The sequence below is a fragment of the Undibacterium sp. GrIS 1.2 genome, from assembly GCF_040544435.1.
In the GTDB taxonomy this organism is placed as follows: Bacteria; Pseudomonadota; Gammaproteobacteria; order Burkholderiales; family Burkholderiaceae_D; genus Undibacterium.
Map to the genome: position 1 here is coordinate 1 of NZ_JBEONP010000086.1, position 9,281 is coordinate 9,281.

Genomic DNA, 9,281 nt, shown 5'->3' on the forward strand with positions numbered 1-9,281 from the left:
GAAGACAAAATCACTAAAAAAGCATCATTTTATTTTTTAAAAATTCAACCTTTGCTGAAACGGCTCTGATTAAGGCTGTCATGCAAAGGTCTCATGCTAATTTAAATATCATGGATTGCAATTAGCAGAGGAACGATTCCGGACATCGGAAACGCGTGCCTTATTGAAAATTGACCGGGAGCGAGTCCAGTCGTCCAAATTACAAAAGGAAATCGAACAAGCAAGGCTATCCACATCAGAACTAAATAACCGACACCAGGAAGAGTTGCAGCACGCCGAAGTAAATGACATGACACTTGCAAATAAGAAAAAGTCATTTAATTCAGATACTTAGCGCAATTAATTAAATCGAATCCCAGCTTAGGTTAAAAAATTACTTACCATTAAGTGGAAGTAATTCTCTTGACATTAGTGCGGAATGCACTAATTTGCACACCAATGCGCAAGTAATTATTGAATAACCTACTCGGTTCCTCATGCTCTAGCAGTAAAAATAGGCTCTTCCCCTCCTTGAGGTCATTATGCCTAAAAAGACCCGCTCGCCAAAGTCTCTACAACGCTTACGTGTGTTCGACGCATATCGGGGTCGAGGGCATCAAAATAGTAATCTTTGGCTTGTCTATAGCGTAAAAACTCAACGCGACTGGATACTCCCAAGCGATCGCCAACTTGTTCATTGGATTCATTATTTAGAGACGAATCCGCTGGTTAAATGGTTTGACTTAGCGCCAGAAAAAAATCTTTCTACGGACATCTAGTAACGGTCAATTCAGGAGTAATTTCTTCATTTTACCTTTTCGGGGGGATTGGCAGAAATAGCCAAGTTAAAAAACGTCTACAAAAGTGCGGGGAAGTCCACAGTTTTACTACCGGAAATGTCCTAACATTTACTTCGGAGCGCTCTCGATAAGGAAAAAAAGAGAGGCTGCTTACCAAAGTGGGGTTAATTACTACTATAATTAACCTCATTATTTTAATGTACTAACTAAGGTAACATACAGACTAGTGTTGTCCGAGGGGTGGTTTTCGGTATACTTTTTTAATGTTGTCGTTATTATAATTAACAAATAAAACAAAGACTTAACGAGAGAAAAATCTGTATGGCACGTCCAATCAAGAAAAAAACAGAACCAGGACTAGAAGCAACTCTTGTACTCGAACGCGTCGGACGACATCACTTGGCTTTTTTGAAAGGCTACTTAGAAGGTCTTGATCTTGGAAAAATTGCGAAGCAATACTTAGAAAATTTTTCAGAAGATGATCACAGTATCGATCTGCGAGTTGCACGATCGACCCTCGACTGGATTCGAGCAGAATTGAAATTGGTGGCAAAACGGTTTGGTAAATCATCAATGGCTCGCGTCATTATGATTAATCCCGAGCAGCTAGTCACCGTCGCGGCCAAAATACCGACGTTAGAACAATTTCGAGAAGAAAGAGATCCTTATGAAATGTATTCGGAGTCAGATTTAATCGAATTATTTCAAGAAGCCTACTCAGATACCGATACAAATTCAAAGGCTCAAAGGAACATCCGACTTCGGCAACGCCAGTCAGATGCTTTGCTTTGGCTTCACGATATGGCGGTTACCGACCCAAATAGGATGGATAACGTGGCGTCTTGGTTAAAAGCAAACGTTGCCAAAAAACTGATACGAGCCGGCGTTAACACTCTTGAAGAACTTGTCGAAGCCATTAATATCAATGGCTATCGTTGGTATTCCGCAGTTCCAGGGTTAGGCGAAATTACAGCTCGATCTATCGTCAAATGGCTTACGCTCAATGAGGCCGCCCTCACCTGTTCTTTCTCGCGCTATTCCCTTACTAAGCGAAGCGAGCTTAATATTGTCGAGTTGAAGAAGGAACGTCCAAAAATATTTGGTATCGTTCCCATCGAGTATTTCAAGCCAAGGCAAGATCTCGATGGATCAACCGGACATAACCGCGGCGAGAGAAATAAATCTGGCGCAGAGAATGATTTTGAGGCTATACAGGTTTGGCTAAGTACCTTTGAAAAAGACTCCAATACGTATTTATCGTATCGCAACCAGGTTGAACGGTTCTTACTATGGTCCATCCTTGAGCTTGGAAAACCTCTTTCCTCCTTAGATACAAAGGACTGTATTGCTTATCGCGACTTCCTCTGGGATCTTGGACGCATGTATCCAGAGACATGGAATACGGTATATAGAATTCCAGAATCAAGCTGGCTTGGCAAACGTAACACTGAAAGATGGTCTTTGAACTGGCGCCCGTTTGAAGAATTGAAATCACCAAAACCGCCCAAAGAAATACCACCTTTGTTGCGGAAACAATGGCAAATTGAGCACACAAGTCGCAATGGTGTCCTCAAGCTGAGCTCACAACGTCTAGCGGTAATTATTTGTTCCAGTATGTGTGCCTGGCTTACTAAACGACATTATTTAGATTCGAATCCATGGGACGGAATTAAACCCCGAATGGCTCAACAGCCTGAGATTGCAGTGCATCACAGTCTTACCCAAACTCAGTGGGCTTTTATTTTGCAGTATCTCGAACATATGGAACCAAGTAGCTCAAAGGAAAGACTTAAGTTTATTTTGGTGTTGGGCTATATGACTGGTATTCGCTTATCAGAGATGGCTAACGCCTCCAAAGGGGATTTGGAATATCGGATAGGCAGTACAGATGACTCGTCAGGTTGGATTCTAAATGTAGTTGGGAAAGGCAAGCGACCGCGTGCTGTCCCCTTCCCTTCTGTCTGCATGAATCAATTGATTCAGTACTTCGCTCATCGGGGATATGGTGGTCTTGACGCGGTGCCTGAAGAGGTTCCATTAATTGACTTCCTGATGGACTCTTCACCACATCTCAACAAACTCAACGCAATCGATGATAAGCGCAAAACAAATGGGGTAATGGCCAAGAGTCAAATTTATCGATCACTTGTTAGATTTTTCAAAAGCGTTGCAAAAGAATTTGCAAAAATATCACCTGAAGGTGCAAAACACCTGACGATGGCTAGTACACACTGGCTCAGGCATACATCCGCTACACATGCTATTGCAAGCGGTGTTCCAATTGAAATCGTTAAGTTGAATTTCGGACATCAGTCCATTGCCACAACCGGCATATACATTACTCCTGAAATGGAGCGTCGAGTAAAGGTGATGGAAGAATTTGGTAAGGCTGTTTCAACGAGAAAACGAAATATATGAATTGGGATGCCCTGCTCTATTTTATGGTGTTAGAGCAGGACATTACTAAGTGATTTAGTCCTAATCATTGCGGAAAAGACTATAAGTTGTTCGAGAGTGTTTCCTTGACTAACTCATTAATTTTCGAGGTAAGTGCCTCAAATTTAATTTTGTCTTTGATTTCAGTAACCTCCAAAACGAATTTGCCCTTATCCTCAAATTTTTTCAATGTAGAGGCACCATGGTCGTATTTCATAGGAATCGAAACTGACCTGACTCTTGTCCCCTTCCCTTTGCTCAAAGCGACCCTGCGAAGGTCGACATCCCTAGAACTTAGATCATTCCTATCGATCTCTAGGATCAATTGTTCAGTTTTCTCATCATCAGCAGCAGAACAGAACTTCCTGATAGCATCGAGCATTCGCAAGTTATGAAGTTTCGGTCGATCAGTTAATATTCGTGTAATGGCCAGTGGCAATTCACTCAAACTTAATGTTCTCGAAAAAACAGTTTCATCCATGTTCAATGATTCTGAAATTTCCCTCTGGCTAGAAAAAACACCCTTCTCTAACAATAATTTCCAAGCTGATGCATCGTCCAATGGTGTTTGATCTTCACGTTCCTTATTCGCCCGTCTCGATTGTAGATAAAGTTCTTTATCCGATTCTGGTGGGTTTCTAATCTCGACACGCAGCGTTGCTTTATTTGAAAGTAAGCTCGCTTTGAGTCGTCTATGCCCATCGATTAGATTAACCTTTTTAGACTCATCTAAATACCCTAACGCAGCAGTGTCTTGACGGATGGCAATAGAAATTGCCAATTCATCTAAGCCAGATTCTGAGACAAATCGTCTTGCATTAAAAGGGTTTACCTTGATTTCGTTAATAGGAACATCGTAGGACTGACCAACTTGATAAACATACTTATCAACGGTTTGAGCCGGTTCAAGTTTTGAAGGAATGGTATTCAGAGACTCTACAACCTTCGTCAAATTATTCATTTCCTCGCGTGTTGGCTTTGAAAAAGGTTTCATAAGCTCTCTCCAAATCGTTTTATTTCCGAGTACAAATTTTTAATTTCTAATGTAGCCTTTTTATCGCCGTACTTACCCGTCATCTCATGCATTGCCATCCCTGCCCTCCTCGAATTTTTCCAAGAAGATCTATCTTTTAGTTCTGACTCAAATACTGGATATCCGTCTTCTTCGAAAAAAGCACGCGTCGCTTCTGGTTCTTTTGATTTGCTATTTGTCGAAAGACGATTTAAAACGATAAAGGCAGGAACTTTTTTCTTTTTATGCTTGTAGTCCATTGCCTTAAGCATTTCCATCACCCTCATTGTAGATTCACCTTCATACTGATCAGACCCACAAGGAACAAGAATTAAATCTGCGATAGCTGCCGTGTTTAACATCGTCAAATAATTTTGTGCACCGATGTCAATCACGATCAGATCGTACTTATCTGCCATTGATGTGATTTCGTTCGTTGGATTCTCTGGAATTGCAATGATAGGAAATTGTTTTAGACTCGGATCCGCTCTTCTAATCCTTCCCCATGCTGAAGATGATCCTTGTGGGTCAGTATCCATTAGGCAAACGTCAAAGCCATCTGAAACTGCGCAAGCGGCTATGTTTGTTGCTAATAATGTCTTACCTACTCCACCTTTTTCGGCACCAACGACTACTATCATGCGAACCCCCAATAAATTAGATAAGTATTTATATTATAGTTTATAAAATTAAATAAAGTAATGTCAAATACTAATTAACGTAAATATATACTTAATGTTTCAAATTACTTGAACTAGCCCAAGGTAAGTTGAACTCATATATGACTCAAACTGATACAAAATAAGCGCTTAAAGAATCCATAACCGAATAAGATCAAACATCCAACATTTATGAATACTTGAGCCGGTTCAAGTAGCCCCTACTCCACCCTGCCCCAAAACAAATGTGTTTATTTTCTCCGTAGATGTTTTCATGCTGATCGGCCAGAATTACGCCCTACAGGTAGTTTGAGCCGGTTCAAGTTTAGTTAAATCATAGCAATTCTTTATCCGCTTACGATCGAGCTTGAGTTGAATCTAAAAATACCCGTTATATTCGCGGTACTTTTACTGTTACACGAGGTCATTATTCTGGGCGCTGTTTAAGGCATTAGTATGCAATTTGGACATTGCCTGGTCATGGCCGGTCGTTATTAATGACCTTTATTATTTCGATCATTAAGATATCTTCTCAATTCCGATTAGAGATTACGGGCTTCACACAAATAAGCCGTAGTACATCATTTTCGTCATCTTCACAGCGGAGATAACAACAAAGTCTTTTACTGGAGTATGGTTGACGAGGGTATTGTTCGAGCTTGATCAGGAAAGGTCAGATTTCTTATATTTCCGTATTCAATATCACCTCTCAAAAGTTCTACCTAAGGTGGAATGTAAATGTAACCATTGAAGCTCATTCAAATAATCTTTGCAAATTGAAGCTATCCATATATTCAAGCCAAGGGAAGACAAAAATTCTCACAATCTAATGATGGCGATGCGGCATTTGTTAGAATTGTTGGAATCGGGTAAAGACTTCCTATCAAAGACTTTTATACACGAATGGCAATCAACAGACTGAAAGCGCTGATTGGTATGCTGTAGCTCATTGAAAGTATCCGTATAACACACCATATATGATGATAAGGCAATGTAGCTTATAGCAGTCTTTGTCTTCAATAAGGGAGAGTAGGTGAGATAAATATTTCGACAAACAAAGTCAGTAGTTTCGATTTGATAAATATAGAAATATGATTTTAATGAAAAAGTTTGAGCCGGCTCAAACTTTTATTTAAAGCGTGCGCTGCAATGTGAACTCAATTATTTCTTCTGGCGTAGGTTGGCCCCACGTATCCAATGCAAGCCAAGCGTAGAACGGTATTAAGTGGCGATTTAGCCTCTTGCTCTGCTCCATAGGGATCCGTGCGTCTTCAATAATATCTTGCGAATTATATTTAGCTACCAAGCTGTCTTGTTCCTGGATACTCATTTCCTCGAACATCCGTAGCGCATCATCGTTACGTTTTTTGTTAATGTGGCTTAAGATCGACTTAACGTTTGATTCTGCGCTCTGTTTAGGGGGGACGCTTGCCGCTTTATTCAAATTACCTGCATAGTTCGATTCGCATGCTGCAATTAGATAAGCACCTTTATTTTTAATAGTGTCCTTGGAAGTCTCTGAGAGCCTAGCCTTTAGGTAATCAATGTTTGCAACTATAATATTTTCATCAAACGAATTTTTTAGCTTATTAAAGTAATGATTACTGATACCTAATTTTGTTAGTTCACCTTTAAGATCAAATGCTGCTCCTTCACTAACTGGTAATGCATTTTGAACAGGAAACTTAGGTTTTTCCTTAACTCTAAATTGCAGTTTTTTGACACGCTTACTACCTTCTCTGTCTTCCAATAATTCAACTAGAAGGTCAGAAATTTCATTAATTTCTTTAATCCCGGGGAGTAACTTATCTCTTTTAAACAGTTTGTATTCATTCAAGTAACTATCTGCCTTAACTTCGCCATGAACGACCATGCGCCAAAAAACCCAATCTTCCTTGCTAGTCAGTTGACTCGGATTTGTTCTGTAACGGCTGACCCAATCATAAAGTTTGATCGCAGCGTCGGATTTTAATTTTTTTTGTATGTCGTAATTAAGATGGGAGTATAGGGTGCTCTTAAACAACATTGGCTGTATTGGCTCATAAAACGAATAACTGACAAATTCATTATCAATAGCAACAAAGGGCAAAAGAACACAAGATGCCCACAAATTCTGGCCATCTTTTTTCAACACGTCCCATTCGGCCGTCAGTCTTTGCATTTCCTTTAGCGCGTCTTTGAAGGGCTTTCTGTTCGTATTGTTATAGCCCATCAATTCCATAAGCTTGACTCGTGGAATATTAAAAACCTTTAAGGGTGATCTAGACGAATCACCACCTGAATTTATATGAATATCGTTCTGTTCAGTCGCATTTTTCAATAAACCGTTCCAAGCTTTTAGCTGCTGCCCTGTCATGACACCATTATGAACAAACATTTGCGAGACTTGGACTGGCTTTTTATAAATCTCAGCTAAAGGGTTCTCAAACAACGCAAGCGTTTGTGTGTCGCCAGTTAATTTACGTTTGGACGTCATATTTTTTTGAGGTGAGTGGTTTTGTCAATTTTCGCACCTTTAAAAATTTCATGCAATGTATACCTATGACTTTCTTATAGCAAAATCTTGGTTGTGGTGAGAGATTTAAATAGGGTTTTTGTGACGACATTGTCAGAAAAAGCCCTTATATATTTTCTTGTGCCATCCATATTTAGAAATTGAGTTTTGATTTCTTTGAAAAAATCTTTCGTCCTTGACTGAACCAGCAAGATTTACCTGGTGTGGAATTCTTTTCCCAGTTATTCGCTATTTGCTTTCGGTTCTAGTGGATCAGAACTGACCACAGGACGGCTACGGCCATTAAATATTTGGACGGTTGATGTTTCAAGACAACGGATAAAAGTGCTTAGAAGCTCTGTCTACACTCAACTAGAGGAGTTTTGAAGTCATGGCCATCACCCCCGAATAGCAAATCCTTTCGTAAGATAATTTTTAAGTTTTAATCTTTTAAGCGTCACGTGATACCTGAATGTTATTTAAGGTGAGAGATTTAAATAGCCTAGGAAATTTCCGACAGTATTGTCTTTGTTTATCTCAATGATCTTGTTTGCACTCCCTAAGCTTTTTAATGATCTTGTGCGACAGGCATTTTGTATTGTTACTCACGAAATTAGATAGATAAAAACGGTGGTTTTTGAACTAGTGATGAACAGTACAGTTTCTATGAGCTTTTATCCGAACTTGCTGGTTGTTTACAATAATTTAGTAAACATTTAAAAACGTTAACAAACATCTAAGCACGCTAAACCTAAGCTGGCATTGATTCTTAAGAGACATTGGTGAGTAATTTAAATAGATCGAGGAGAAAATTACATAGGGGAGGGTTGTGAATAGCATAGTTACGGTGAGCAAAAACAATAGCTAAGGGTTGTTGATAGCATAGGGGTAAAAGTAAAGGTGAGAAATTTCAATAGGGCCTGTGGATAACATAGAAATCCTACTGTTTAATGATCAAAAGGGACATTTAATTTTTAACCTGATTTTGAGGTGAGGAAATTCAATAGGTAAATTATAAATAATGTACAAAAACCATTTAAGGTGAGGAAATTCAATAGGTGTTTAAGAATTTACTTTAAGTCCATTCATTTAAGGTGAGAAAAAACCATAGGCTTATAGAAATATAATAAAAAAAAATAGTGATATGCCAATCGCGATTAAATCGGTATTCCTTTCTCATTAACATTTAACAGAGAGTTATTGTTCCAGTTAATTTTGAGGTGAGAAAATTCCATAGGTATATCTGAAAAAACATGTTGAAAATTTAGTGAGGTGAGAGAAATCCATAGCATCTTAATAAATTACTTTAAGAAGTGCTCCTAAATCTCAAAATAATTTCTTCCAATCCGACCTGACTTTCTAAGTTGATCCGCCGTTTACGAATGGTGAGAAAAATCCATACCTTATTGAAAAAACTTGTCGATAGAATCATAAAATCTAAGTAAGGGGAGAAAATTACATAGGCAATTAGGAAAAAGAAGGGAAATATTTTTTGAGGTGAGAATTTTAAATAGGGTGAGGGCGATAAATACCTAATTCATATTCAATAATGCACTCATCAACCATCAATTTTACGAAGCCCTATGCTTTTTACTCACCTCAAATATTGGAAAGAACTCTAAAAATACGGTGCATATAGAGAATATTGGATCGGAAGGATGTGAAAATACATTATCTAAGTCAGGAAACTGACATCGTTTGTTAGCCGCAAAGGCTCAATTCAGGTCTCAACTGAAATTTTATTCACCCCCGGGATCTAATCCTAAAGGATTTAGATTCCTTTTTTTCCATGGAATCTAAAATGAATCCTTCTGACGAGAGAATTTCCCTTCGTCGTGCTGTTTTGCACAAGCGGTCTAGTTTAGTTGTTGGTGGACTAGGCATAGGAAAAACATTTGTTG

General features: G+C 38.9%; 4 protein-coding genes. 1 reads left to right on the plus strand and 3 read right to left on the minus strand.

Features of this window, described 5'->3' with window-relative positions; all coding sequences use genetic code 11:
- Positions 1 to 1,100 precede the first annotated feature (1,100 nt).
- On the plus strand, positions 1,101 to 3,197 hold the full coding sequence (locus tag AAKU61_RS21135; RefSeq protein WP_323492591.1) for a site-specific integrase: 2,097 nt from the start codon (positions 1,101 to 1,103) through the stop codon (positions 3,195 to 3,197).
- Between the two features lie 79 nt (positions 3,198 to 3,276).
- Here the strand turns inward: AAKU61_RS21135 and AAKU61_RS21140 are convergent, their stop codons facing one another.
- From AAKU61_RS21140 to AAKU61_RS21150, 3 genes are all read right to left on the minus strand, one after another.
- Positions 3,277 to 4,209 carry a ParB/RepB/Spo0J family partition protein gene (locus tag AAKU61_RS21140; protein WP_323492592.1) on the minus strand — a complete coding sequence of 311 codons (933 nt, stop codon included), beginning with the start codon at positions 4,207 to 4,209 and terminating at the stop codon, positions 3,277 to 3,279.
- Complete coding sequence (locus tag AAKU61_RS21145) at positions 4,206 to 4,868, minus strand: nucleotide-binding protein (RefSeq protein WP_322121823.1); 663 nt, start codon at positions 4,866 to 4,868, stop codon at positions 4,206 to 4,208. Before AAKU61_RS21145 ends, AAKU61_RS21140 begins: the two co-directional genes overlap by 4 nt.
- 1,150 nt (positions 4,869 to 6,018) lie before the next feature.
- Positions 6,019 to 7,362 carry a RepB family plasmid replication initiator protein gene (locus AAKU61_RS21150; RefSeq protein WP_322121822.1) on the minus strand — a complete coding sequence of 448 codons (1,344 nt, stop codon included), beginning with the start codon at positions 7,360 to 7,362 and terminating at the stop codon, positions 6,019 to 6,021.
- Positions 7,363 to 9,281: the final 1,919 nt, after the last annotated feature.